24 protein-coding genes are annotated in these 24,035 nt (G+C 72.9%); 7 read left to right on the plus strand and 17 right to left on the minus strand.

Features of this window, described 5'->3' with window-relative positions:
* Positions 1-5 precede the first annotated feature (5 nt).
* The 3 genes from polA to GWK16_RS25695 all read left to right on the plus strand — a co-directional run bounded on the left by polA (position 6) and on the right by GWK16_RS25695 (position 6,365).
* Positions 6-2,840 (plus strand): DNA polymerase I, encoded by a 2,835-nt coding sequence (polA, locus tag GWK16_RS08725; protein WP_170053809.1) that lies wholly within the window; start codon positions 6-8, stop codon positions 2,838-2,840.
* Position 2,841: 1 nt separating this feature from the next.
* Positions 2,842-4,056, plus strand: coding sequence for an MFS transporter (locus tag GWK16_RS08730; RefSeq protein ID WP_170053533.1), 1,215 nt, complete (start codon positions 2,842-2,844; stop codon positions 4,054-4,056).
* Between the two features lie 116 nt (positions 4,057-4,172).
* On the plus strand, positions 4,173-6,365 hold the full coding sequence (locus GWK16_RS25695) for an ATP-binding protein (protein ID WP_170053534.1): 2,193 nt from the start codon (positions 4,173-4,175) through the stop codon (positions 6,363-6,365).
* Between the two features lie 3 nt (positions 6,366-6,368).
* On the opposite strand, the gene GWK16_RS08740 is transcribed toward GWK16_RS25695, so the two are convergent.
* From GWK16_RS08740 to GWK16_RS08765, 6 genes are all read right to left on the minus strand, one after another.
* On the minus strand, positions 6,369-6,770 hold the full coding sequence (locus GWK16_RS08740) for a DUF2237 family protein (protein WP_170053535.1): 402 nt from the start codon (positions 6,768-6,770) through the stop codon (positions 6,369-6,371).
* A 3-nt stretch (positions 6,771-6,773) separates the two neighbouring features.
* Positions 6,774-7,676, minus strand: a complete 903-nt coding sequence (locus tag GWK16_RS08745; protein WP_170053536.1) for an LpxL/LpxP family acyltransferase — start codon at positions 7,674-7,676, stop codon at positions 6,774-6,776.
* Entirely contained in the window at positions 7,673-7,963 is a 291-nt protein-coding gene (locus GWK16_RS08750; protein WP_170053537.1) for a 3-hydroxyacyl-ACP dehydratase FabZ family protein, read from the minus strand. Before GWK16_RS08750 ends, GWK16_RS08745 begins: the two co-directional genes overlap by 4 nt.
* A 110-nt stretch (positions 7,964-8,073) precedes the next feature.
* On the minus strand, positions 8,074-9,375 hold the full coding sequence (locus GWK16_RS08755) for an AMP-binding protein (protein ID WP_170053538.1): 1,302 nt from the start codon (positions 9,373-9,375) through the stop codon (positions 8,074-8,076).
* A 4-nt stretch (positions 9,376-9,379) separates the two neighbouring features.
* A complete protein-coding gene (locus GWK16_RS08760; RefSeq protein WP_170053539.1) occupies positions 9,380-9,985 on the minus strand; it encodes a hypothetical protein in 606 nt (201 codons plus the stop codon).
* A 5-nt stretch (positions 9,986-9,990) separates the two neighbouring features.
* Positions 9,991-10,257 carry a phosphopantetheine-binding protein gene (locus tag GWK16_RS08765; RefSeq protein ID WP_170053540.1) on the minus strand — a complete coding sequence of 89 codons (267 nt, stop codon included), beginning with the start codon at positions 10,255-10,257 and terminating at the stop codon, positions 9,991-9,993.
* Between the two features lie 214 nt (positions 10,258-10,471).
* Between GWK16_RS08765 and GWK16_RS08770 the strand changes: the two genes are divergently transcribed.
* The gene (locus GWK16_RS08770) at positions 10,472-11,296 is read left to right on the plus strand and encodes a DUF3473 domain-containing protein (protein ID WP_170053541.1); all 825 of its coding nucleotides are present in this window, start codon (positions 10,472-10,474) and stop codon (positions 11,294-11,296) included.
* 3 nt (positions 11,297-11,299) lie between these two features.
* Here GWK16_RS08770 and GWK16_RS08775 read toward each other — a convergent pair whose 3' ends face one another.
* Positions 11,300-11,698: a hypothetical protein gene (locus GWK16_RS08775; RefSeq protein WP_170053542.1), complete on the minus strand. Its 399-nt coding sequence runs from the start codon at positions 11,696-11,698 to the stop codon at positions 11,300-11,302.
* Positions 11,699-11,792: 94 nt separating this feature from the next.
* On the opposite strand from GWK16_RS08775, the gene GWK16_RS08780 reads away from it, so the two are divergent.
* Entirely contained in the window at positions 11,793-11,966 is a 174-nt protein-coding gene (locus tag GWK16_RS08780) for a hypothetical protein (protein WP_170053543.1), read from the plus strand.
* Positions 11,967-12,000: 34 nt separating this feature from the next.
* On the plus strand, positions 12,001-12,690 hold the full coding sequence (locus tag GWK16_RS08785) for a trypsin-like serine peptidase (RefSeq protein ID WP_170053544.1): 690 nt from the start codon (positions 12,001-12,003) through the stop codon (positions 12,688-12,690).
* Here the strand turns inward: GWK16_RS08785 and xdhB are convergent.
* From xdhB to GWK16_RS08810, 5 genes are all read right to left on the minus strand, one after another.
* On the minus strand, positions 12,671-14,929 hold the full coding sequence (gene xdhB, locus GWK16_RS08790; RefSeq protein WP_170053545.1) for a xanthine dehydrogenase molybdopterin binding subunit: 2,259 nt from the start codon (positions 14,927-14,929) through the stop codon (positions 12,671-12,673). The genes GWK16_RS08785 and xdhB overlap by 20 nt on opposite strands.
* 73 nt (positions 14,930-15,002) lie before the next feature.
* Positions 15,003-16,409 carry a xanthine dehydrogenase small subunit gene (locus tag GWK16_RS08795; RefSeq protein ID WP_170053546.1) on the minus strand — a complete coding sequence of 469 codons (1,407 nt, stop codon included), beginning with the start codon at positions 16,407-16,409 and terminating at the stop codon, positions 15,003-15,005.
* A 78-nt stretch (positions 16,410-16,487) separates the two neighbouring features.
* Positions 16,488-17,459, minus strand: coding sequence for a Bug family tripartite tricarboxylate transporter substrate binding protein (locus GWK16_RS08800; RefSeq protein ID WP_170053547.1), 972 nt, complete (start codon positions 17,457-17,459; stop codon positions 16,488-16,490).
* A 24-nt stretch (positions 17,460-17,483) separates the two neighbouring features.
* Positions 17,484-18,641: a CaiB/BaiF CoA transferase family protein gene (locus GWK16_RS08805; RefSeq protein WP_170053548.1), complete on the minus strand. Its 1,158-nt coding sequence runs from the start codon at positions 18,639-18,641 to the stop codon at positions 17,484-17,486.
* Between the two features lie 181 nt (positions 18,642-18,822).
* On the minus strand, positions 18,823-19,788 hold the full coding sequence (locus GWK16_RS08810; RefSeq protein ID WP_170053549.1) for a hydroxymethylglutaryl-CoA lyase: 966 nt from the start codon (positions 19,786-19,788) through the stop codon (positions 18,823-18,825).
* Between the two features lie 79 nt (positions 19,789-19,867).
* Between GWK16_RS08810 and GWK16_RS08815 the strand changes: the two genes are divergently transcribed.
* Positions 19,868-20,617: an IclR family transcriptional regulator gene (locus GWK16_RS08815; protein ID WP_170053550.1), complete on the plus strand. Its 750-nt coding sequence runs from the start codon at positions 19,868-19,870 to the stop codon at positions 20,615-20,617.
* Here GWK16_RS08815 and GWK16_RS08820 read toward each other — a convergent pair.
* Genes GWK16_RS08820 through GWK16_RS08840 form a run of 5 tightly spaced genes read right to left on the minus strand, consistent with a single transcriptional unit; the run spans position 20,614 to position 23,954 of the window.
* Complete coding sequence (locus GWK16_RS08820) at positions 20,614-21,228, minus strand: DUF938 domain-containing protein (RefSeq protein WP_170053551.1); 615 nt, start codon at positions 21,226-21,228, stop codon at positions 20,614-20,616. The genes GWK16_RS08815 and GWK16_RS08820 overlap by 4 nt on opposite strands.
* Complete coding sequence (locus GWK16_RS08825) at positions 21,225-21,977, minus strand: FkbM family methyltransferase (protein ID WP_170053552.1); 753 nt, start codon at positions 21,975-21,977, stop codon at positions 21,225-21,227. Before GWK16_RS08825 ends, GWK16_RS08820 begins: the two co-directional genes overlap by 4 nt.
* Entirely contained in the window at positions 21,974-22,423 is a 450-nt protein-coding gene (locus tag GWK16_RS08830; protein ID WP_170053553.1) for a TrmO family methyltransferase domain-containing protein, read from the minus strand. Before GWK16_RS08830 ends, GWK16_RS08825 begins: the two co-directional genes overlap by 4 nt.
* Complete coding sequence (locus GWK16_RS08835; protein ID WP_170053554.1) at positions 22,420-23,304, minus strand: VOC family protein; 885 nt, start codon at positions 23,302-23,304, stop codon at positions 22,420-22,422. The genes GWK16_RS08830 and GWK16_RS08835 overlap by 4 nt, the downstream gene beginning before the upstream one ends.
* Positions 23,301-23,954, minus strand: coding sequence for a glutathione S-transferase family protein (locus GWK16_RS08840; protein ID WP_170053555.1), 654 nt, complete (start codon positions 23,952-23,954; stop codon positions 23,301-23,303). Before GWK16_RS08840 ends, GWK16_RS08835 begins: the two co-directional genes overlap by 4 nt.
* Positions 23,955-24,035 lie beyond the last annotated feature (81 nt).

The raw sequence follows: 24,035 nt of genomic DNA on the forward strand, positions 1-24,035 counted from the left end.
CTGTCATGGCGGAGGCCGCCGCCGCTTCGGAGGCCCTGCCCGAGGTGAAGCCCGGGGAGCGCCACCTCATCCTGGTGGACGGCTCCGGCTACATCTTCCGCGCCTATCACGCGCTGCCGCCGATGACGAACCCGGAGGGCGTGCCGGTGAATGCCGTCTACGGCTTCACCTCCATGCTGTCCCAGTTCCTCACCCGGCATGCCGCCTCCCACATGGCGGTGGTGTTCGACGCCGCGCGGCTGAATTTCCGCAACGAGATCTATGCCGACTACAAGGCCCACCGGCCCGACCCGCCCGAGGACCTGATCCCCCAGTTCGCGCTGATCCGCGATGCCACGGATGCGCTGGGCGTGGCCAAGGTGCAGCAGGAAGGCTTCGAGGCCGACGACCTGATCGCCGCCTATGCCAAGGCCTTCCTGGCCGAAGGGCCCGGCCAGGTCACCATCGTCTCCTCCGACAAGGACCTGATGCAGCTGGTCCGGCCGGGCGTGCAGCTGCTCGACCCGATCAAGCAGAAGCCGATCCGCGAGCCCGAGGTGCTGGAGAAGTTCGGCGTCACGCCGGACAAGGTGGTCGAAGTCCAGGCGCTGGCGGGCGATTCCACCGACAATGTCCCGGGCGTGCCGGGCATCGGCATCAAGACCGCCGCGCAGCTCATCAACGAATACGGCGACCTGGAATCGCTGCTGGCGAATGCGGAGAAGATCAAGCAGCCGAAGCGGCGCGAGGCGCTGATCGGCAACGCGGAGATGGCGCGCATCTCGAAGCGGCTGGTTGCCCTCGATGCCGATGCGCCGCTGCCCGAACCGATCGCCGCCTTCGTGGCGCGGCCACCGGTCGATCATCGGCTCGAGACCTTCCTGCGTGCGATGGGCTTCCGTTCGCTGCTCGCCAGGCTGGGCAAGCTCGGCGAGGGCAACGAGGCCCCGCGCCGGGGCGCGCCGCCCTCCGCGCTGCGCCATGCGCCGGCCCCGGGGCCGGTGGCACCCGATCTGTCGGCGCCCTTCGGCCCCTACGAGACTGTCACGACCGAGGAGGCCCTCGCCCGGTGGGTGGCGGAGGCACAGGCGGCCGGCGTCATCGGCATCGATACCGAGACCGACAGCCTCGATGCCCGGCGCGCGAAGATGGTGGGCTTCTCGATCGCCACGGCCCCCGGCAAGGCCTGCTACGTCCCCATTCGCCACGGCGATTCCGGCGACATGCTGTCCGGTCCGGCCCCGGTGCAGATCGCGCCCGAGCGCGCCTTCGCGATCCTCCGCCCGCTGCTCGAGGATCCGACCGTGCTGAAGGCCTTCCAGAACGCGAAGTACGATCTGGAGGTCTTCGCCCGCGAGGAGAATGGCGGCTTCGGCGCGATCGCGCCGATCGACGACACGATGATGATCTCCTACGCCATGGCCGCCGGAAAGCACGGCCAGGGCATGGATGAGCTCAGCGTGCTCCATCTCAATCACGCGCCGATCAAGTTCGACGAGGTGACGGGCACGGGGAAGGCGCGCATTCCCTTCTCCCTGGTTCCGCTCGACCGGGCGACCGCCTATGCGGCCGAGGATGCGGACGTCACGCTGCGCCTGTGGCTGCTGCTGAAGCCGCGGCTGCGGGAGGAGGGCGCACTGGCGCTGTACGAGCAGGTCGAGCGCCGCATGGTGACCGTGCTGCGGGGCATGGAAGCCGCCGGAATCCGGGTGGACGGCGCGGAGCTCGCCCGTATCGGGGAGGATTTCGCCTCCCGCCTCGTCGTGCTCGAGCGCGAGATCCATCGCCTCGCCGGCCGCGAGTTCAACGTGGGATCGCCGAAGCAACTCGGGGAGATCCTGTTCGACGAGATGAAGCTGTCCGGGGGCCGCAAGGGCAAGACCGGCGCCTATTCGACCGATGCCTCGGTGCTCGAGGACCTCTCGGCGCAGGGCGTGGAGCTCGCCGCGCGGGTGCTCGACTGGCGGCAGCTCGCGAAGCTGAAGTCCACCTACGTCGAGGCGCTGGCGGCACAGATCGATCCCGCCGACCGGCGCGTTCACACCTCCTACGGCATGGCGGGAACCTCCACCGGGCGGCTTTCGTCCAACGACCCGAACCTGCAGAACATCCCGGTCCGGTCGGAGGAAGGCCTGCGCATCCGGCGCGCCTTCGTCGCGGAGCCCGGCAACGTGTTGCTGTCGGCCGACTACTCGCAGATCGAATTGCGCCTGCTCGCCCACCTCGCGGACGTGCCGACGCTGCGCGAAGCCTTCGCGCATGGCGAGGACATCCATGCCCGGACCGCCGCGGAGATCTTCCACCTCGACCCCGGGAAGGTGGACAAGGAAGCCCGCCGCCGCGCCAAGACGATCAACTTCGGCATCATCTACGGCATGTCGGCCTTCGGCCTCGCGGCCCGGCTCGGCATTCCTCCGGCCGAGGGGCGCGCGATCATCGAGGCCTATTTCGCCCAGTATCCCGGCATCCGGCAGGAAATGGAACGCTGCAAGGAGGAAGCCCGCACCCACGGCTTCGTCCGCACGCCCTTCGGCCGGAAGCTCTGGATCCCGGAGATCGCGACCAAGGATCCGGTCCGTCGCGCCGGCGCCGAGCGGGCGGCGATCAACGCCCCGTTCCAGGGCGGCGCCGCGGAGATCATCAAGCGCGCCATGGTGCGCCTGCCGCGCGCCTTGACCGAGGCCGGACTGAAGGCGCGCATGCTGCTGCAGGTGCATGACGAGCTGGTCTTCGAGGTGCCGAAGGCGGAGGTGGAGGCCACCTCCGCGCTCGTGAAGGACATCATGGAGAACGTCGCGACGCTGCGCGTGCCCCTCGCGGTCGAGGTCGGCACCGGCCATTCCTGGGCGGAGGCGCACTGACATGGCCGCCGGCTGGACGCCGCAGGAAAGGCGGACGCTCGCGCAGATCTGCGCCGCCCATTTCGTCAGCCATGTCCATTACCTGGTGTTGCCGCCGCTGTTTCCGCTGCTGAAGGACAGCCTCGGCGTCTCCTACGTCGAACTCGGCCTGGCGCTGACGGTGTTCAACGTCGTCTCCTTCTTCACCCAGGCGCCGATGGGCTTCGTGGTCGACCGGCTGGGGCCGCGCCGGATGCTGGCCTGCGCCCTGGTGCTCGGCGGTGCGGCCTTCATCATGCTGGGGCTGACCGGCGGCTATGCCTGGCTGATCGCGGCGGGGGCCATGGCCGGGCTCGCCAACAGCGTCTACCACCCGGCGGACTACGCCATCCTCGGGTCCTCGATCGGCGAGGCGCGGGTGGGCCGCGCCTTTTCCATCCACACCTTCGCCGGCTTCCTGGGCGGGGCGATCGCGCCGGCCTTCGTGCTCGGCATCGCAGCGGGCTTCGGCATGCCGGCGGCGCTGATCGCCGCGGGCGCGATCGGGCCACTGGCCGCCATTCCGCTGGTCTTCGGCCGTGCGCCGGACGCCGCGCCGAAGCCGGCCGCGGCCAAGGCGGCGGGCGGGGCACCGACGCGCGTGCTCTCCCCGGCCGTGCTGGCGATGACGGCCTTCTTCGTCACCCTCGCCCTGTCCAATGGCGGGCTGCAGAACTTTTCGGTCGCCGCCTGGGTGGACGGGCAGGGGCTGTCGCTGACGCTCGCGAATGCGGCGTTGACCGGCTTCCTGTTCGCCTCGGCGGGCGGGGTGCTGTTCGGCGGCGTCGTTGCCGACCGCACCAGGCATCACGGCCTGGTCGCGGCCTTCGGCTTCGGCTCCGCGGCCTCGCTGGTGCTGCTGGTCGGCACCGGTGCGGTCGGTGGCATCCCGCTGGTGCCGGTGATGGCGGCGGCCGGATTCCTGTCGGGCATGATCATGCCCTCCCGCGACATGCTGGTGCGCGCCGCCGCCCCGCCGGGCCAGGCGGGCGCCGTGTTCGGCATCGTGTCGACCGGCTTCAACCTGGGCGGCATGGTCGGCCCGCCACTGTTCGGCTGGCTGCTCGATTCCGGCTCGCCGCGCCTGATCTTCGTGGCGGCGGCCGCCTTCATGCTGGTCACGTCGATCATGGCCCTGGCGCAGGAATGGCGGCTCAGCCGCCGGCGCCGGCTGGCCGAGGCCCCGGCCGCGGAATGATCCCGCTTGCAAGGGCTTGATCGCGCGACTGCGATTGAGGCAATCCTTCGTGAAAGGCGAGTCGCGGATCGGCGCGGCGGCGGAGGCGGGGTAGCCACCGGCTGAGGGCGATAGGCGTGTACGATCGGTCCAGGACCAACCGTCTGGCTGCGCGACCACCCCTCGTCACGACGTTGATCTTCGCGGCGGCGGTACTGCTGCCGGCGCTGGTCTTCCTGATCCTCACGCTTCATGACCGGTCCCATCGGCGGGAGGCGAGCCACCAGGACGCCCTGATGGCGAGCCTGCGGGCGGCCGAGCAGACGATCGTCGCCGTGCAGGGCGCCCTGCTGGCGGTGGAACGGGTGGACGATGCCACCGGGGGGCTGAACTGGGGCCAGATCCAGGGCCGCCGCAGCGCCCTGCAGGGCGAGATCCGGCGGTTCGAGCAGGGCGTGCCGCACCTCGCCGGTTTCGTGGTGATGCGCCCGGATGGCCGGGTCGCCCTCGCCACGGGGGTCGAGGTCGCGGCGAATGCGGATCTGTCGACCCTCGATACCGTCCGCCGCCTGCGCGAGACGCCCCGCGTCCCGCTGTTCGACCTGGCGCCGCGCGAGGCCTTCGGCCTGTCGCCGATCCTCCTGGTCGGTCGCAGCCGCGGCGCGGAAGGCCGCCCGCCCGACGGCGCTATCTTCGCCGAGCTGAAGGTCGAGAGCCTTTTGGCCGCCTGGCAGGGTTTCGGCTCGGAGGGCGGCCGCTTCGCCCTGATCCGGGACGATGGCGTGGCCCTGGTGCGCAGCGACGCGATGGACGGCCGCGGCTTCGCGCCCGACGACCCCATCCGCCCCGCCATTGCCGCCGGCCGCACCGCGCCGATGCTGGCCGACCCCTTCGCGACCGGCGCTCCCCAGGTGGTCGCCTGGCAGCGCGTCGGGACCTACCCGCTCGTGGTCGTCTATGCCACCCCGCCGCCCGGCGTCGGCCGTTGGCTTCAGGACAACCTGCTCAACATCGGCATCAGCATCTCGCTCGGCCTGGCCTTCATCCTCTTCGCGATGCGGGTGCGGACCACCGACCGGACCGATGCCGCCACGCTGGAGCGGCTGGAAGCCAATGCCGCGGAACTGCGCGCCGAGATCACCCGGCGCGAGGCGGCCGAGGAGGGCCTGCGGAATGCCCAGCGGCTCGAGGGCCTGGGCCGCCTGACCGGCGGCGTGGCGCATGACTTCAACAACCTCCTGACCGCCATCCTGGGGACCGCCCGGTCGCTCGAGCGTCATCTCGGCCCCAGCGCGGATGAACGGACCAAGCGGCTGATCGCCGCGACGGTCGCCGCGGTCGACCGTGGCGCGCGGCTGAACGCGAGTCTGCTCGCCTTCGCGCGCCGGCAGCCGCTGACGCTCGCGACGGTCGACGCGAATGCGCTCGTGCAGAACTTCCTGCCGCTGCTGCGTCGCGCGCTGGACGAGACGATGTCGGTCGACCTCTCGCTCGACCCCAGCCTGCCCACCTGCAACGCCGATGCGGCGCAGCTCGAGGCCGCACTGCTCAACCTGACCATCAACGCGCGCGACGCGATGCCCAAGGGCGGGTCGCTGCGCATCACGACGCGGCGCGCCTGGCTGCAGGAACAGGCGCTGGCGGGCAATGCGGATGCGCAGCCCGGGCCCTATGTGGCCATCGAGATCCGCGACAGCGGCCAGGGCATGTCGGCGGAGGTGCGCGAACGGGCCTTCGAACCCTTCTTCACCACCAAGGCGCCGGGGCAGGGCACGGGGCTCGGCCTGTCGCAGGTCTTCGGCTTCATCCGCCAGATCGGGGGGCATGTCTCCATCCAGTCGGCCGCGGGGCGCGGCACGGCGGTCACGCTGTACCTGCCGCTCGGATCGGCGATGGACCAGCCGACCGGCGGCACCGCGGCGGCGGCGAAGCCCGACCCGCATTCGGGCGTCGGCTGCACCGTCATGGTGGTGGAGGACGAACCCGCGGTGCGGGCCGTCGCCGTGGACATGCTGCAGGATGCGGGCTTCGCCGTGCTCGCGGCACCCGATGGGCCGAGCGCCCTCGCGCTGCTGCGCGAAGGGGCCCATGTCGACATCCTGTTCAGCGACGTGGTGATGCCGGGCGGCATGACCGGCGTGGACCTGGCGCGCGAGGCACGGCGGCTGCGCCCGTCGCTCGGCGTGCTGCTCGCCTCCGGCTACGCCGCCGAGGCGCTGGCCCAGCACGGCGGCGCCGGCGACTTCGAGCTGATCGGCAAGCCCTACGACTCGGATACGGTGCTCACGCGCCTCGCCGCGCAGCGGCAGCGGCAGGCGGAAAAGGCGTAGCGGTCACGCGGCGTCGATGGCGTGGGCGAGCAGATGCTCGCGCGTCGTCACCTGCAGCGCGGCTTCGTGCGTGGCCTCGAGCAGCACGAGCGGCGCGACGCCCGCACGCCGCGCCTCCTCCCACCGCGCGGCGCAGAGGCACCAGCGGTCGCCCGGTTTCAGCCCCGCGAATCCGTATGCCGGCAGCGGCGTCGAAAGGTCGTTGCCGACGCTGCGGCTGAAGGCGAGGAATTCCTCGGTCATCTCCGCGCAGACCACGTGCAGTCCGACATCGCCCGGGCCCGTGTTGCAGCAGCCGTCGCGGAAGAAGCCGGTCAGCGGCGCGACGGAACAGGGCATCAGCGGCCCGCCGATCACGTTGCGCGGCCGCGGGCGATCGTCGCGGCGATCGAAGATGTCGTCCATGCGCTACCGTTCCTCCTCCCGCCAGAAATCGTAGAAGTTGAACCAGTTGTGCGGGTGGGCCCGGCACATCTCCGCCAGCCGCGCAGCATAGCGCGCGATCCAGCCCCGCAGCGCCTCCTCCCGCGTTTCCCGCGGCAGGACGAGGGCGGGGGAGAACTCCTCGAAGTGCAGCGCATAGCGGCGCGGGCCGACCCACAGCCCGAAGCCGAGCACCACCGGCGCGCGCAGCACCGCCGCCAGCGTCATCGGGCCGCTCGGGAAGGGCGCGGGGTCGCCGAGGAAGTCCACCGGCACCATGCGTTCCCCGCGCGGCGCCCGGTCGGCCAGGAGTCCGACGACGCCGCCGCGCTCGATCACCTCCCGTGCCGCGAGCATGGCCTCGGGCCGGCCGAGTTCGATCACCGCCGCGCGCCGGGTCGGGTCCAGGCTGTCGAACAGCGCATCTGCCGGGCCGGCATTGGCGGTGTGCATCAGCATCCGCACTTCGACCGGCGCGCCGGCGCCGCCGACGGCGCGCAGCGCCTCGAAGGACCCCATATGCGCGCCGAGCAGCACCAGTCCCTGCCCGCGTTCGGCGGCGGCGTGCAGCGTCTCGAGCCCGGTGATGTCCACCCGGTAGCCGGCGCTGCGCCCCGTGAGCAGGTAGACGCGATCGAGCAGGGTGGAGGCGAAGCAGAAATAGAGCCGCCAGAGGTCGCCCCAGCGTGCCTCCCGCCCCAGCGCGCGCGTCAGGTAGCGCCGCGCCGCGCGCTTCTGCGCCGCCGGCGAGGTCGCGAGGTAGAAGGCGGTGATCGGATGCAGCAGCGCCTGCGCGACCGGCCAGCCGAGGCCGAGCGCGATCCGCGCCATCAGCCGCAGCGCCGCGCCGGAGCCGCGTTCCGGCGTGGCGGCCCAGCCCCCGGTCATGAGGCGAAGGCCATGTCCCCGGAGGCGACGACGCGCTCCCCGACGGTCAGCGTGAAGGCGATGCGCGCCTCGCCGCGGCGGTCGAGGGCGATGCGGACTTCCTCGCCCGGCAGCACGGGGGCGGCGAACTTCGCGCGGGGCAGCCCCGCAGGCGGGCCGAGGCCGAAGGCGGCGCGCGCGGCCTGCGCGACCTGATCGAGCAAGAGCACGCCGGGCACGATCGGGCGGCCGGGGAAATGGCCGGCAAGCGATGGGTGATCCGGCGGGATCACGAAGGAAACGGTCATGGCGGGCTGAAGGCCGGGGGAGGGTGAACCTCCCCCGGACCCCCTCCCTTTTCTGGTTCCTTGGTTCCAAGGAAGGTTGAGGGGGGCTCGGGGGGGAGAAGTGCCCCGCCTCACGACCTGCGCCACGCGAGCCCCGCCAGGGCCTTGTGCCGGACCTTCCCCACCTCGTCCCGCGGCAGTTCGTCGAGCATCACCACCGGCCGCGGCAGGAAGGCGGGCTCGACCCTCCCGCGCAGGGCGGCGACGACCGATGCCGCACTCATCCCCGGCGCCACCACGAAGGCGGCGAGCCGCGCCCGCGGATTGTGGTCGAGGTCCTCGGGCGCGAGGAACAACGCCTCCCGCACGCCCTCGACGTCCGAGAGGATCTTCCCCAGCCCGGCGAGCGAGGCGCGCTTGCCCGCGAGCTTCACCATGTCCCCCTGCCGGCCCACCAGGCGGAAGCGGTCGCCGCCCGCCGGTTCCAGCACGTCGGACAGCGGCACCGGCGCGGGCAGGCCGGGCACCGTCACCTCGGCGCGGTTGTCCCCGATCGCGAAGGCGACGCCCGGATAGGGCGACCAGGCATCACCGTCGAGCGTGCGGCGGGAGGCGACCGAGCCGGCCTCGGTGGCGCCGTAGATCTCGAGCACCGGCGCGCCGAAGGCGGCCTCGGCCTGGGCGGCCAGGCTGTCGGCGAGCGGCGCGGTCGCGGAGATGATGGCCGAGACCGCCGGCAGCGCGATGCCGGAGCCGAGCAGCGCGCGGAGTTGCAGCGGCGTCGTCACCAGAAGGCGTGGCGCGGGGACGGCGGCAAGCGCCTCCGCCACGTCCGAGGGATAGAACACCGCACCCGCATGCCCCGCGCCGGCGCCCTGCAGCGGCAGCAGCAACGTCGTCTCGAAGCCGTACATGTGCTGCGCCGGGACCGTGCCGACGATGCTCGTCCCGGGTGTGACGGCGAAGCGTTCGGCCGCCGCCCGCGCCCCGGCGACGAGCGCGCCCCAGGGCTTGGCATGGGGGCGCGGCTCCCCCGTGCTGCCGGAGGTGAAGGCGATCGCCGCGACCATCGCGGCGGGAATGGCGGGGTTGGGCGCGGCGGCGCCGGCCCCGGCGCCGGGCGCCAGCACGGGCAGCGGCAGCGCGACCTCGGTGTCCGACAGGGCGTAGCGGGCGCCGTGCAGCCGCGCGATGTCGGCAAGCCGCAGCGGCGTCCGATCGGCCGAGAGCAGCGTGACATGCCCGCGCGACAGCGCCGCCGCGAAGGACAGCAGCGCGAGATACCGGTCGGCGCAGAAGTTCAGCACCGGGCCTTCGTCGGGCAGCCGCGCGGCGAGCGCCGCGACCTCGGCGAGGAACTGCCGGACCGTCACGGGCACGGGCCCGCGGTGGAAGATCACCTCCTCCGGCCCACGCGACGTCAGGGGCAGCATGGCGTCATCCCGCATGGCGCTGCACATCCGCACGCCAGATCGCCCGCAGCGTCCGCCCCAGACCCACCGGGCCCAGGCGCGGGAAGACCAGCGCGCGGACCGCGTGCTCGCCGAGGAAGAAGGCGAGCGAGAGCAGCAGGTTCAGCGCCGCCACCGGTCCCGGCGCCGGCCCGTGGCCCGCGAGCGTCGCGAGGTTCACCGCCGCGAAGCCTAGGAAGAACAGCGTCCACAGCAGCGTCAGCCACCGCGTATAGACCGCGAGGGCGGCGGAGACCTCGCCATGGTCGGCGCGCGTGTAGCGTGTGATCAGCGGCTCGCCGCCCGGCCGCAGGGTGCGCCCGAAATGCCAGGCGAGCACCAGGTTGCCCACCAGCGGCAGCGCGGCGAACACCATGGCGGGGCCGCCCGGGCCGCTCGCCCAGGCGGCGGCACCCGCGGCGGCGATGGCCGCGGTCGCCGCGATGCCCGCGACGCTGCCCGCCGGCGCGACCATGGCCCCGATCAGCCCGGCCGCCAGCGCGGCGGAGGCGAGATCCATCCCGCCCGCCCGCGCGGCCAGCAACAGTCCCGAGAGCGGCAGCGAGATCGCGAGCCGCGGCGCCAGGCGCATGCGCCTCAGCCCGTCCGGTTCTTCTCGATATGGGCGGCGAGCGCGCGCAGCGAGGCGAAGATGCGGTGGTTCCGCTCGTCGTCCGAGCGCAGCTGGAAGCCGTAGCGCTTGGACACCGCCAGCGCGATCTCGAGCGCATCGATCGAATCGAGGCCAAGGCCTTCCCCGAACAGCGGCGCCGCCGGATCGATCTCCTCCGGCGCCGTTTCGAGGTGAAGGGCCTCGACGATCAGCTTGGCGACCTCCGCTTCCAAGGAGAGGGTCGTCGTCAAAATCGGTCTCCCGCAGCTTTCCGTTACGGTTCCGGTCCCGTGCCACCGATGGCCCTGCGGCGCGCCCTTGACGGAACGCGCCCGACCAGCGACCTCCGCTTCGATGCCGCCTACCCTCGGATACCGAAATTACCAACGCGAAAGTGGCCTCACAAGGGCGACGGCGCGTGCGGCCCGGCGTCTGGCAGCACTTCCGGCGCTGTTCACCTTCACCGTGGACGTCGAGGACCATGCCGGAGGCCAGCGCGCGGCCGCCCAGACCGGCCGGCTGCTCGACCTGCTGGAGGCGGCCGGCGCCCAGGGCACCTTCTTCGTGGAGGACGCGGTGGTCGCCGCCGACCCCGCCCTGGTGCGGGTCATCGCCGCGCGGGGGCACGAGGTCGCCTCCCATGGCCACCGCCACTGCCCGATCGCCGAGGAGGCGCCCGCGAGCTTCCGCGCCGGCATGGCGACCGCTCGCGACCGCCTGGCGGACGTCACCGGCCAGGCGCCGATGGGCTACCGCGCGCCCTATTTCTCCCTCACGCCGCAGGCGGCCTGGGCCAGCGACGTCCTGGCCGGGCTGGGCTTTTCCTATTCCTCCTCGGTGCTGCCGGCCTGGAACCCGCTGGCGGGCTGGCCCGGCGCGCCGCGGCGGCCCTTCCTGTGGGCGTCCGGGCTGCTCGAACTGCCAGTGCCGGTGGCGCGCGTCGGGCCCCTGCGGCTGCCCTTCCTGGGCGGGATGTACCTGCGCTGGCTGCCGCCCTGGCGGCTGCGCTGGATGGCCGGGCGCTGGGCGGCGGAGGAGGTCGACGGTGCGCTCTGGTCCTATTGCCATCCGTATGACCTCGACCGCGAGCAGGCCCTGGTCCATCGCCGGGACGCCGGTGCCTTCGGCAGCCTGATGCTCTGGCTCAACCGGGGCCCGACCCTGCCGCGGCTGCAGGGGCTGCTGGAAGGCCGCCGGTCCGTGACCTTCGCCGAGCGGCTGCCCGCGCTGCGGCGCGGGGCCGTGACCTGGCTGCCGGCCGGTGCGCTGCAGCCCGCCCCGGCGGAATAGGCGTCAGGCGCGCCGGCAGAGTCGTTCCTCCAGCATCCGGACCCCGGCGACGAAATCGGCACGGCTGAGGTCCGGCAACTCCGGCGCGCTTCGCTCCCGAGCCCGGTTCGCGATGCAGAGGCAGAGCGACGCCACGCGCGGCAGCGGCCAATCCGCCTGCTCGGCCAGCTTCTGTCGCAGCGTCCAGGTGCACCAGGCGCGGAAGGACGCATCGCCCAGCGGTGTTTCGACCGAGGTCGCGATCTGCGCCATCGACCGACGCGGCGTGGCCGGCTGTGCATCCGCCGGCACCACGGGCGCCTGCGCGCGCGGGGCTGTCGCCGGCAGGTGGTTGACGGCCGCGACCGCCGCGCCGAAGACGATGCCGCCGAGCAGCAGGATGCGCAGGAGCGTGCCGATCACGCGGCCGAGCCTGGACCGCGGGTGCGGCCCGGTCCAGCCAGTGCGCCCCGCTTCGACGTTTCCTTCCGGGTGCAAATGGTTCTAGCCTTCGCCCATGCGGCGCATCCTGATCCTGACCGGTCTTGGACTGGCCTTCTGGCTGGCGCCTGTGCCGGCGCCGCTGTCCGGCGCGGGGGCGCAGACCCAGACGCCGGATCAGCCGCCGAGTTCGCCGGTGCCGCGCCCGCCGCGGTCCTGCCATCCGCCGCCGGCGCCGCCCACCACCTGATGGCCAGGCCCATCGTCGTGCCGGCCGGGCGGTGATGCTGCGCGCCGCCATTCTCGCGCTGCTGCTCGCCGGTCCTGCGATGGCGCAGCCGGTCCCGGGCCTCGGCAGCGTTGATACGCGCCGTCCGGTCCCGGCCGACCGCGTCCCCTGGAACGCCGTGGGCGAGGTCGAGACCACCGCCGGCAATCGCTGCACCGGCACGCTGGTCGGCGCGCGCACCATGGTCACCGCGGCGCATTGCCTGGTGACCGAGGATGCCGGCGCGCTGGTGCCGGCCGCTTCCATCACCTTCCGCGTCGGCGGGCGCAGCGCGCGCGGCGTGTCGCTGCGCAGCGGCCCGAACTTCGACACCCGGCAGGAGGCCCCCTGGCGGGCCGACTGGGCCGTGGTGACGCTCGACGCGCCGCTCGGTACCGGCCGGGCCATCCGCATGGGCCAGGAACCCCCGCGCGAGGGCCTCGCCCTGGCCCTGCCCGCCTGGCAGCACGACCGGCCGGGCGAATTGCTGGCCGACCTCGCCTGCCGCGTCGTCGTCTTCGGCACCTTCGGCAGCCAGGGCGTGATGGTCGGGCACAATTGCGCCGGGACCAGCGGATCCTCCGGCGCGCCGCTGATCGCGCGGGGCGAGGACGGGTCCTACGTCGTGGTCGGCATCCAGACCAAGGCGGCGCTGGGCCGGCCGCTCGGTGTCGCGGTGCCGGCCTTCACGATCCCCTTGCGCTGAGGGCGGTCAGGATCCGGTCCGGCGTCGCCGGCAGGTCGATCCGATCGAGCCCCGTCGCGTCCAGGATCGCGTTCCACACCGCGGTCGCGAGCATCAGCGGCGGTTCGCCCACCGCCTTGGATCGGAAGATCGTGTCCTGCCGCGCCGGGGCATCCTGCAGCAGCCGCACGTTGAAGACGGGCGGCACGTCGCGCGAGCCGGGGATCTTGTAGGTCGACGGCCCGAGCGTGCGCTGCCGTCCCTCGGCATCCCAGTACAACTCCTCGCAGGTCAGCCAGCCCATGCCCTGCACGAAGGCGCCCTCGATCTGGCCGCGGTCGATGGCGGGGTTCAGCGACCGCCCGCAATCCTGCACCAGGTCGGCGCGCAGCACGCGGTGCTCGCCGGTCAGCAGGTCCACCGCCACCTCGGCCACCGAGGCGCCGTAGGAGAAATAGAAGAACGGCTCGCCCGTCATCGTCGCCGGGTCCCAGTGGATGTCCGGCGTGCGGTAGAAGCCCGTCGCCGAGAGCGACACGCGCTCCATCCAGCAGCGATGCGCGAGATCCGCGAAGCCCATCGCGCGGTTGTCGCCCGGCCGCGCGACGAAGACGCGGCCCTCCGCGAAGCGCACCTCCTCCGCCGGCACCTCCCACAGCGCGCCGGCGACCTCGGCCATGCGGCCGCGGATCGTCGTCGCGGCGCGATGCGCCGCCCAGCCGTTGAGGTCCGACCCCGTGCTCGCCGCCGTCGGCGCGGTGTTGGGCACTTCCGCCGTGCTCGTCGCCGTGATGCGCACGCGGTCGAGCGGCACGCCGAAACTCTCCGCCACCACCTGCGCGACCTTGACGTTGAGCCCCTGGCCCATCTCCGTCCCGCCATGGTTCAGGCGGATCGAGCCGTCCGTGTAGACATGCACCAGCGCCCCCGCCTGGTTCAGGTGGCGAACGCCGAAGGAGATCCCGAAGGCGAGCGCGAAGGACCCCAGCCCGCGCCGGATGAAGGGATGCGTCGCGTTGAAGGCGGCGATCTCCGCGCGGCGACGGTCCCACTCCGCATCCTGCCTGCACTCGGCCCAGACGCGGCGGATGAGGTCGCCTTCCAGCGCCTGGCCGTAGGGCGTGAGCGTATCGTTCGGTCCACCCGCGAAGTTGCGTTCCCGCACGGTCTCGGGCGCCAGGCCCGTCCCGCGCGCGACGCCTCGGATCACGTCCTCCATCAGCAGCACGCCCTGCGGCCCGCCGAAGCCGCGGAAGGCGGTGTGCGACACCGTGTTCGTCCGCAGCGCCATCGCGGTGATCCGCACCGCCGGCACGTCGTAGCAGTTCAGCGCATGGGTGATGGCGCGGAACACCACGCCGGGCGTCAGGTCGAGGCTGTGCCCCCCGTCCGCGGCGAGCGTCGCCTCCAGCCCGAGCACGCGGCCCGACGCATCGAACCCCGCGCGCCAGCGGAACAGGAAGGGATGGCGCTTGCCCGTCGCCGCCATATCCGCCTTGCGCGCCAGCCGCAGCTTCACCGGCCGCCCCGTGCGCCACGCGCCGAGTGCGGCCGCCGCCGCGATCCAGGATGCGTTGCTCTCCTTCCCGCCGAAGCCGCCGCCCATCCGCCGGCACGTCACCGGCAGCCGGGTGTAGTCGATCCCCAGCACCCGCCCCGCGATGTGCTGCACCTCCGTCGGATGCTGCGTCGAGGAAGTGATCGCGATCTCCCCGTCCTCCCCCGGCACCGCGATCGCGACCTGGGATTCGAGGTAGAAATGCTCCTGCCCGCCGGCGCGGAACGTGCCCTCCGCGCGCAGCGGCGCCGTCCCGATCGCCGACGCCGCATCGCCGCGCGCGACCACCTGCGGCGGCATCAGGAAGGACTCCCGCGCGATCGCCTCCTCCATGTCGAGCAGCGCCGGCAGCGGCGAGATCGCGCAGCGCACCGCCGCCGCCGCCCGCAGCGCGGCATCGCGCGTTTCCGCCAGCACCATCGCGATGGGTTGGCCGTGATGCTGCACGGATGCCTCCGCGAACAGCGGCTCGCCGCCCTTGCCGGACGCCGAGATGTCATTCGTCCCGGGCACGTCGCGCGCGGTCAGCACGATGACGCCCGGCGGCGCGTCGATGGCGCCGAGCACGCCATGCGCGACGGGACTCAACACCAGCGCGGCATGCAGCAGGCCAGGCGGCTCGGGCAGGTCGTCGGCGAAGCGCGCGGCGCCGGTGCAATGGGCGAGGGCGTTGTCATGGGGAACCGGGACGCCGGTGGTCATGGGGATAGGTCGGGGGAGGGGAACCTCCCCCGAACCCCCTCCCTTCCTTGGATACTCGAACCGCGACGATCCATCATGCGACGACACCCGGGGCATCGAGCGCCATCACCTCGGGCGGCACGCCGACGCGCCGCAGCGCCATGCGACGCAGCAGATTGCCCACGGCACGGCGGCGATAAGCCGCGCTGCCGCGGAGGTCCGACATCGGCGTCACCTCCCTCTCCAGCGCCCGCGCGGCGCGTTCCGCCGCAGCGACATCGAAGGGCGCCCCGATCAGCGCCGCCTCCGCCCCCGGCGCCCGCGCCGCCCGCGGCCCGCAGCCGCCATGCGCGACCCGCGCCGCGGCCAGCACGCCATCGGCAAACGTCAGCAGCACCGAAAGCCCCACCGTCGCGATGTCCTGGTCATGCCGCTTCGACAGCTTCTCGCAGGTCAGCAGCGCCCCCTTCGGCGGCCGCGGCAGCAGCACGCGCGTGACGATCTCGTCCGCCGCCAGCGCAGTCGCGCGATAGCCGGTGAGGAAATCCTCCACCGCCATCTCGCGCTCCCCGCGCACCGAGGCCAGCGTCACCCGCGCCCCCAGCGCGATCAGCGGCGGCAGCGCATCCCCGATCGGACTCGCCGTCCCGAGATTGCCGCCCAGCGTCCCCATCCCCCGGATCTGCCGCGACCCCAGCCGCCGCAGCAGCGCCGCCACCGGCGCGAAATCGGCATCCCCCGCGCACGCGTCGAGCAATCGCGCATAGGAGGCGGCCGCCCCTGCGAGGATCCCATCCGCCGTCACCTCGATCCGCCGCCAGCGCGGCACGCCGAGCAGGCAGATCACCGTCTCCGGCGCCTCGCGATGCTCCGACACGCGCAAGCCGAGGTCGGTCCCGCCCGCCAGCAGCCAGGCCCCGGGATGCGCCGCGCGCAGCGCCAGCGCCTCCTCCGGCGCCTGCGGCAGGAAGAAGCGCTGCGACCCCGCGACGATCGCCCGTGGCGCGTCTGGCGCGAGTGGCGGCGGCGCGCCGTCATCCTCCATCGCTGCCATGGCATCGAGGATCGGCCGGTATCCCGTGCAGCGACACAGATTGCCCGCCAGCGCCTCGTGCGGATCGCCGCCGCCGCGCGTCCAGGCCCAGGCCGACATCACGATGCCCGGCGTGCAGAAGCCGCATTGCGTGCCGTCATGCGCGGCGAGCGCCTGCTGCACTGGATGCGCCCCGCCATCCTCGCCGCGCAGCCCTTCCACCGTGCGGATCGCCCGTCCCGTCGCCTGACCGAGCAGCATCAGGCAGGCATTGACCGGTGTGCGCGTGCCGTCCGGGTTCTCGAGCACCACGGTGCAGGCGCCGCAATCGCCCTCGGCGCAGCCTTCCTTGGTGCCCGGCAGCCGGCCTGGCCCACGCAGCCAGTCGAGCAGCGTCATCGTCGGGGAGGTCCCCGCGGGAAGCGTCAGCGCATCCCCGTTGAGCGTGAAGCGGATCGGGCCGGCCATGACCGAACCCTAGCAATCCCCGCGCCGGAGGTATCGGTTTCTCGATGCCGGACGGGCCAGGCCCGCCCCGCGGCGGTCCTAATCGATCTGGATCCGGGCTTCGCGCACCACGCGGCCCCACTTCGCGTGCTCGGCGGCGAGGAAGTCCCGGAACGCCGCCGGCGTGGAGCCCACCGCCTCGCTGCCCTCGGTCGCCAGGCGCGCCACCGTCTCCGGCTGGGCCAATGCCTTGCGCGTTTCCTCGGACAGCCGCGCGATGATCGGTTCCGGCGTGCGCGCGGGGGCGACCAGGCCGGTCCAGTTCATCGCCTCGAAGCCGGCCAGGCCGAGCTCGGCGACCGTCGGCACATCGGGGAAGGCGCGCGCGCGTGTCGGCGACGTGACGGCGATGGCGCGCACATCCCCCGATTCCAGCACGCCCTTCACCGCCAGCGGGTTGGCGAAGAAGATGTCGACGCGCCCGGCCAGTAGGTCCGTCACCACGGGCGCCGCGCCGCGATAGGGCACATGGACGATGTCGATCTGCGCGGCGCGGGCGAACAGCGCGCCGGCGAGATGCCCCGTCGTCCCGTTGCCGGCATTGCCCGCCGTCAGCGTGCCGGGCCGCGCCCGCGCCGCGGCAATGATGTCGGCCAGCGTGCGCAGCGGCGAATCGCGCGCGACCACCAGCACGTTGGGCTGCGATGCGACGATCGAGATCAGCGCGAAATCCGTCAGCGAGTCGAAGGGCATGCGTGGATAGAGCGCCGGATTGATGGCGAGGTTCGACGCCTGGCCCATGCCGATCGTGTAGCCATCGGCCGGCGCCTTCGCGACGGCGTCGAGTCCGATGTTCCCGCCCGCGCCGGGGCGGTTGTCGATGACGAGGTTCCACCCGGTGGCCGCGGCGATGCGCGCGCCGACCTCGCGGGAGATCACGTCCGTCCCGCCGGCGGGCGGGAACGGCACGATCAGCCGGATGGGGCGGTCGGGCCAGTTCGCCTGCGCCCGCGCCAGATGCGGCGCCGTGGTGCCGAGCACCGCGGCCGCCAGGAGATTCCGTCGGTTCATGCTGTCATTCCTCCCGGCCGGCGGTCAGTCCGCGGCGTCGGATCGTTGTGCGCGCAGCGGGCCGAGGATCTCCGCGTCATGCTCGCCGGGCTTCGGCAGGTCGAGCCGCACGCCGAGCCTCTCCGCGCCGAACTGCATCGGCAGGGCCGGGACGCTGGCCGCGCGCCCATCGGGCAGCGTCACCGGCAGCAGGCTGCCATTCGCGAGCAGGTGCGGATCCTCGAACAGGTCCCAGGGCCTGGCGATGCGGGAGAAGGGCAGGCCGGCCGCCTCGCACATCGTCTCCAGCGCCGCGACGTCGTGCTTCGCCAGCAGCGACTGCACCAGCGGGATCAGCGTGTCGCGCCGCTTCGCGCGTTCGGTGTTGGTCGCGTAGTCGGGGTTGTCGAGCGCCGGCTCGTTCAGCTCGCGGCGGAAGATCTCCCACTGCCGCTCGGTGACGACACCGATGAAGATCTGCTCGCCATCCTTCGTGTCGAACACGTCGTAGACGCCCCAGGCGCGGCGCCCGGCCGGCATCGGCGTGGGGTCCTGCCCGGTCATGCGCTGCTGCAGCATGGCGGTGGAGACCAGGAAGGCCGCGTTCTCGAACAGCCCGGACTGCAGGTGCTGGCCCTTGCCGGTCGCATCGCGCTGGCGCAGCGCGGCGAGGATCGCGATGGCGCCGAACATCCCGCCCATCATGTCGTTCACCGGCGCGCCGGCGCGCAGCGGCCGCCCCGGCGGGCCGGTCATGTAGGCGAGGCCCGACTGCATCTGCACCACTTCGTCCAGCGCGGTGCGGTTCTCGTACGGCCCCGGCAGGTACCCCTTGAGCGAGAGGTAGATCAGACGCGGATTGCGCGCCGACAGCGCCTCGTAGCCCAGGCCCTTCGTCTCGAGCCCGCCAGGGCGGAAATTCTCGAGCACCACGTCGGCGGTGTCGATCAGCCGCTTCAGCGTTTCGAGGTCCGCTTCGCTCTCGGTGTCGAGCTGCACCGACTTCTTGTTGCGGCTGAAGGCGGGGAAGAAGCCGGTGCCGGAGGCCACCAGATAGCGCGTGCGATCGCCCTTGCCGGGGGGCTCGACCTTGATGACCTCGGCGCCGAGATCGGCCAGCACCAGGCCGCAGGTCGGGCCCATGACCATGTGGGAGAACTCGACGACGCGGATGCCGGCGAGGGGGAGGGAGGCGGTCGTCATGCGGTGCGTCCTTCGGGATTGGAGGGGCCTTGCCCCTCCAAGCCACCCCACCAAAGGCCGAAAGGCCTTTGGAAACCGATATCGGGGTGGCGCAAAATCATGGTTTGCAAAAGCCCTTCGGCCTTCGCCGCGTCCAGGGCGGAGCCCTGGCTGGGAAGTCCGGAGGGGCGGAGCCCCTCCGTCACGCCGCCCGTGCCTTCGCCCGGAAGGCGGTCAGCGACCCACCCCGCAGCAGCGCCGAGGGCAGCGTCCTGCCCAGCACCCGTTCCGCGAGGTGTCCCGCCGCGATCAGCGCATCGATGTCGATGCCCGTCGCGATGCCCATCTCCTCGCAGAGCATCACGAGCTCCTCGGTCGCGATGTTCCCCGGCGCCCCCGGATGCCCAGCGAAGGGACATCCGCCGGCGCCGCCCACCGCCGCGTCGAAATCCGCGACCCCCATCCGCAGCCCCGCGAGCGCATTCGCGATGCCGAGCCCGCGCGTGTCGTGCAGGTGCAGCGACACCTTCTGCTCCGGCCAGCGCGACCGCACCGCGCCGACCACGCGCTCGATCAGCAGCGGGTTGGCCCAGCCCATGGTGTCGGCCAGGGAGATGCGCTCGATCGCGCAGCCGGTCTCCTGCGCCAGCCCCATGGCGTCGGCCACCGCGGCGATTGCCTGCGCCGGCGCGATGTCGCCCGCGAAGTTGCATCCGAAGGCCGCCTGGACGGACACGCGCGAGACCGGGACGCCGGCGGCCAGGTGCTCCGCCACGTTCTCGCGCTGCGCGGCGATCTGTCCCGCGCGGTCGCGATTGAGGTTCTTGAGCGAGAAGGCCTCGGAGGCCGCGACGGTGATGGACCCGTAGACGGCCAGCCGGTCCTTGAAGGCCAGCGCCCGCTGCAGCCCCTGCGGGTTGAACCACAGGGCGGTGTAGGTGACGCCCGGCTTCGGGGCGAAGCCCGCGACCACGGCATCCGCATCCGCCCACCCCGGCACGCGCTTGGGGCTGACGAAGGACGCGACCTGGATGCGCGGCGCCCCGGTCGCCGACAGCGCGTCGATCAGCGCGATCTTGTCCGCGGTCGGCACCGGCGTGGTCGCGATCTGGAAGCCCTCGCGCGGGCCTTCCTCCGTGATGCGGACCGATGCTGGCAGGTCGCTCATCGCCGTCTCCTCCTGCCGGACGCTTGCCGGCATTAATTCTGCTTGACAGAATTAAATTCTGTCAGAAAGAATTATGCTGATGAGCGGCACCCAGGTCAACCCGAAACCGGCCCGTCGCCGCGGCCGGCCCGCGGCCGACGCGCCGCCGGCCGCCGCACAGCGCGTGGAGGCTGTCGAGCGTGCGCTCTCGCTGCTCGAAGCCTTCGCCGACGGATCGCGGACGCTGAGTCTCGCCGAACTCGCCGCGCGCACCGGGCTGTATCCAAGCACGGCACTGCGCCTGGCCGGGTCGTTGCAACGCTTCGGCTATCTCACGCGCAGCGCCGACGGCGCCTGGCGGCTCGGTCCGACGCCGCTGCGCCTCGGCGCGCTCTACCGCGCCGGCTTCGACCTGGCGACCCAGGTGCGCCCCGCGATCGCGCGGCTTGTGGCCCGTACCGGCGAGACCGCCGGCTTCTACGTGCGTGAGGGCGATCGGCGCATCTGCCTCTTTCGCGAGGCGTCGCCCCGGCCGATCCGCCTGCATGTCGAGGAAGGGGCGACGATGCCGCTCGACCGCGGCGCCGGCGGCCATGTGCTGATGGCCTATACCGGCGGCACGCTGCCGGTGCATGGGCAGGTCCGCACGGTGGGTTATGCGATCTCGGTCGGCGAGCGCGACCCCGAGACGGCGGCCGTCGCCGCGCCGGTCTTCGGCGAGGGCGGGCGCCTGCTCGGCGCGCTTGCGGTTTCCGGCCCCGTGATCCGGCTGGATCGCCCGGCCGCGGAAGCGATGGTGCCGGTCGTGATGGAAGAAGCGCGCGCCCTGTCCCGCGCGCTGGGCGGTTAGCCTCCGGGCGCCAACACCTGGCGCCGGAAGACGACCGTCAGGTTGTTGGCCGGCATCTCCGCCACCCCGGGCGGCCCGAAGCCGTTCGCCGCCGCGAGTGCAGCGACCGCCTCGAGGTCCCGCACGCCCCAGGCGGCATTGCGCGTGCGCAGGTCGGCGTCGAACGCGGCGTTGGATGGCGCCGTATGCGCGCCCTCGCGCTTGTAGGGGCCGTAGAGCACCAGCGGCGCGCCTTCCGGCAGCAGCGCCGAAGCGCCGCGCATCAGCCCCTCCGTCGAGGCCCAGGGCGAGATGTGGATCATGTTGATGCACACCACGGCATCCGCCGCCGTGATCGGCCAATCCGGCGCCGCGGCATCGAGCGCGAGGGCAGGCCGGATGTTCGGCGCGTCGGCGGCCCAGGCATCGATGCTCGCCCGCGCATCGGCGTCGGGATCGCTCGGCTGGAAGGTCAGCGCGGGCATGGCGGCGGCGAAGTGGATGGCGTGCTCGCCGCTGCCGCTCGCGACCTCCAGCACCACGCCGCGCGCGGGCAGGACGCCGCGCAACACCGCCAGGATCGGGTCGCGGTTGCGCGCCGCGGCGGGCGCGAAGCGGCGCGGGTCCGTCATGCGATGAGCCTTTCCGGCGCCAGCGCTGCATAGACGTCGCCGCTGTTCGCCGCATGCGGCAGGGCATCGATCCAGTCCGCCATCGCGGCGGCGCCGACCGGACCGCGATGCGCGAATGCCATGCTCTCGCCCAGGCAGGCATTGAAGGCGCGGTAGCCCAGCGCATCGAGCAGCCCGAGGCACTCCCGTGCCACCCCGCGCTGGATGGTGGTGAACTCGAAGGACAGGGCGCGCGGCGGGCGCGTCAGGCCGCGCAGCACGGCAGCCTCGAAGCCCTCCACGTCGATCTTCACGAAGGCGGGCAGGCCGTGGCGCATGGCGAGCTCGTCGAGCGTCGTCACCGGCCGGACGATCTCGGCATCCCAGCGCTGCCCTTCCCATCCGGCGGCGCCGTCCGCGGCGGCGATGAAGTCCGCCGATGCCGTCGCGACCGTCGGGTTCGCCGTGTTCAACCGCAGCACCGCCTCGCCCGGCGCCGCGCCGACCAGCGCCGCCACCAGCGTCACGCCGGGGTCACGGCGGAACATCAGCCTTAGCGCGCGCGCCAGGCGCGGCTGCGGTTCCACCGCCACCACCCGCGCCCCGAGCCGCCGGAAGGACGCCGTGCGGTCCCCCACATGGGTGCCGATATCGAAGGCGAGGTCGCCCGCCTTCAGGAAGCGCGCATGGAAGGCATCGAGCAGCGCCGCCCGCCCCGGCGCGTAGTAGGTGCGCAGCGAGGCGCCGATGGCGGCCGCGAATCCCGTCACGCCGTCCGCGCCGGCTTGAGGTCGACCAGCGGCGTGCCGTCCACGCAGTCGAGCCCCCGCACCGTCACCCCGGCCTCGTCCACCGCGACGACGTCGACGATCGAGGTCGCGATCGGATTCGGTCGGTTGGGCGATCGCAGCGCGAAGGTGCCCGTCGCCGCGCGCCCCTTCGGCACCTGCACCAGCAGGTCGCGCCGCGCGAGATGCATCCAGTAGAGCACCTCGAGCCGATCCCCCGCCGCGATGCCGCGCAGCGCGGGCCGCCAGGGCGCGTCGACCTCGATGCGACAATCCGGGCCGTCCGTCCGGCCGCGATGCGGGCACTCCGTGCGCGTCGCGAAGGGCGTGCGGATGCGCCCGATGAAGGCCAGCGACGCATCGGCACGGGCGGGGTCGCCGCCCTCGACCTCGCCGGGGCGCGTCGCGTGCCAGTCGGCTTCGCTCACGCGAAGACGCCCGCCGCGCCGGCGGCGTAGGCGGGCGGGACCATCACGCCCTGCGGCGCCTCGATCACCGGGATGCCCTGCAGCAGCTGGCGCGCGGCGGCGCCGCCATCCTCGGTCCGCACCACGATCCCGGCCATGAAGGGAGAGGCAGGCGGGCTCACGCCGGGCAGCACGGCCGGCAGCGCCTCCTCGGTCAGGATGCGCACGCGGGTTTCCATCACCGGGGCGAAGGGCCCAGCCGCACGGGCCGCGCCCGGCAGGCGGAGCAGGAAGCCGCCCGCCGGGTCGGGTTCCACCGGCAGGCCCGAGGTGCGCGACAGCCGCGCCGCCGTCTCCGCCGGGGCCTTGGCGCAGAGGATCGCTTCCTCCAGCGCCACGGCCTTGTTGGCGTGGTCCATCCACTTCTCCTGCCACACCAGTTCGGGCGTCAGGTGGCGGATGAGCTGGACGCGCCCCTCCGGCGGGTCGGGGAAGGGCAGGCGGGCGAATTTCGCGATCGGCCCGCCGGCCTCGACCGGGCGTTCGAGCCAGGCGATGCCCGGGATGTCGATCCCGGCCGCGCGCATCCGCGCGAGGTTGCCCTCCGCATCCTCCATCGCCAGGGCGAGGATGTGCATCCCCGGATAGCGCGCGAGGAAGGCGTTGAGCGTGTTGTCGTACAGCGCCGGGTCGAGGATCGCGATCAGCTCGATGTAGCCGTGCCTGAGGAAGGCGCAGCGATTGCCGGACCCGAACTTCTCCACCGGCAGGTCCGGCCGCCGGCGCCCGCTCTGCTGCGCGATGGGCGACAGCGCGAAGCCGAGCCTCTCATAGGCCGCGCAGATCGGGCCGAGATCCCGCGCGGCGATGCCGACATGGTCGAGGGCGACGGCGGTGCTCATGCGGGGTTCTCGTACTTCTCGATCTGCCAGGAGGCGGGCTCGGCCGCGGCCTCGTCGTACCAGCGTTCCATCAGCGGGTGGGAGCGCACCGCGGCGACGTAGCCGCGCGAGGTCTCCGACAGCTCCGGCCCCCAGGTCAGGAAGCGGGTGACGACCGGGGCGTACATCACGTCGGCCAGGCCGAAGCGTTCCCCGAACAGGAAGGGGCCGCCATGGGCGGCGAGCGCCCCGGCCCAGATCGCCTCGATCCGCGCGATGTCCTCCAGCGCCTCGGGCGTGCGGCGCTGGCCGGGGAAGGTGCGGCCGAGATTCATCGGCATCGCCATGCGCAGCCCGCGGAAGCCGGCATGCATCTCGGACGCGATGGAGCGCGCATGGGCGCGGGTCGCCCGGTCCGCCGGCCAGAGCTCCGGGGCGATCTCCGCGCAATATTCCGCGATGGCGAGGCTCTCCCAGATCCGCGCCCCGTCATGCTCGAGGTAGGGCACGGTGCCGGAGGGCGTCGCCTCCCGCACCGCGGGCGTCACGCCGCCGGCCAGCGGGATCACCACCTCCTCGACATCGAGGCCGGCCAGGCGGACGGCGAGCCAGCCGCGGAGCGACCAGGAGGAGTACCGCTTGCTGCCGATGACGAGGCGACCTTGGGCCATGCGCGCGCCCTCCTTCCGGCGCGGGCGGACCATGCCACGGGCTGCGCCCGGGCCAAAGGGCAGGGGCCGGCGCGGCGGAAT

Source organism: Neoroseomonas marina, from assembly GCF_012927745.1.
In the GTDB taxonomy this organism is placed as follows: domain Bacteria; phylum Pseudomonadota; class Alphaproteobacteria; order Acetobacterales; family Acetobacteraceae; genus Neoroseomonas; species Neoroseomonas marina.

Coding starts and splice junctions, on each gene's coding strand:
- polA (WP_170053809.1), top strand. CDS start 6: ATGGCGGAGGCCGCCGCCGCTTCGGAGGCCCTGCCCGAGGTGAAGCCC.
- GWK16_RS08730 (WP_170053533.1), top strand. CDS start 2,842: ATGGCCGCCGGCTGGACGCCGCAGGAAAGGCGGACGCTCGCGCAGATC.
- GWK16_RS08740 (WP_170053535.1), bottom strand. CDS start 6,770: ATGGACGACATCTTCGATCGCCGCGACGATCGCCCGCGGCCGCGCAAC.
- GWK16_RS08745 (WP_170053536.1), bottom strand. CDS start 7,676: ATGACCGGGGGCTGGGCCGCCACGCCGGAACGCGGCTCCGGCGCGGCG.
- GWK16_RS08750 (WP_170053537.1), bottom strand. CDS start 7,963: ATGACCGTTTCCTTCGTGATCCCGCCGGATCACCCATCGCTTGCCGGC.
- GWK16_RS08755 (WP_170053538.1), bottom strand. CDS start 9,375: ATGCTGCCCCTGACGTCGCGTGGGCCGGAGGAGGTGATCTTCCACCGC.
- GWK16_RS08760 (WP_170053539.1), bottom strand. CDS start 9,985: ATGCGCCTGGCGCCGCGGCTCGCGATCTCGCTGCCGCTCTCGGGACTG.
- GWK16_RS08780 (WP_170053543.1), top strand. CDS start 11,793: ATGCGGCGCATCCTGATCCTGACCGGTCTTGGACTGGCCTTCTGGCTG.
- GWK16_RS08785 (WP_170053544.1), top strand. CDS start 12,001: ATGCTGCGCGCCGCCATTCTCGCGCTGCTGCTCGCCGGTCCTGCGATG.
- xdhB (WP_170053545.1), bottom strand. CDS start 14,929: ATGACCACCGGCGTCCCGGTTCCCCATGACAACGCCCTCGCCCATTGC.
- GWK16_RS08795 (WP_170053546.1), bottom strand. CDS start 16,409: ATGGCCGGCCCGATCCGCTTCACGCTCAACGGGGATGCGCTGACGCTT.
- GWK16_RS08800 (WP_170053547.1), bottom strand. CDS start 17,459: ATGAACCGACGGAATCTCCTGGCGGCCGCGGTGCTCGGCACCACGGCG.
- GWK16_RS08805 (WP_170053548.1), bottom strand. CDS start 18,641: ATGACGACCGCCTCCCTCCCCCTCGCCGGCATCCGCGTCGTCGAGTTC.
- GWK16_RS08810 (WP_170053549.1), bottom strand. CDS start 19,788: ATGAGCGACCTGCCAGCATCGGTCCGCATCACGGAGGAAGGCCCGCGC.
- GWK16_RS08815 (WP_170053550.1), top strand. CDS start 19,868: ATGAGCGGCACCCAGGTCAACCCGAAACCGGCCCGTCGCCGCGGCCGG.
- GWK16_RS08820 (WP_170053551.1), bottom strand. CDS start 21,228: ATGACGGACCCGCGCCGCTTCGCGCCCGCCGCGGCGCGCAACCGCGAC.
- GWK16_RS08835 (WP_170053554.1), bottom strand. CDS start 23,304: ATGAGCACCGCCGTCGCCCTCGACCATGTCGGCATCGCCGCGCGGGAT.
- GWK16_RS08840 (WP_170053555.1), bottom strand. CDS start 23,954: ATGGCCCAAGGTCGCCTCGTCATCGGCAGCAAGCGGTACTCCTCCTGG.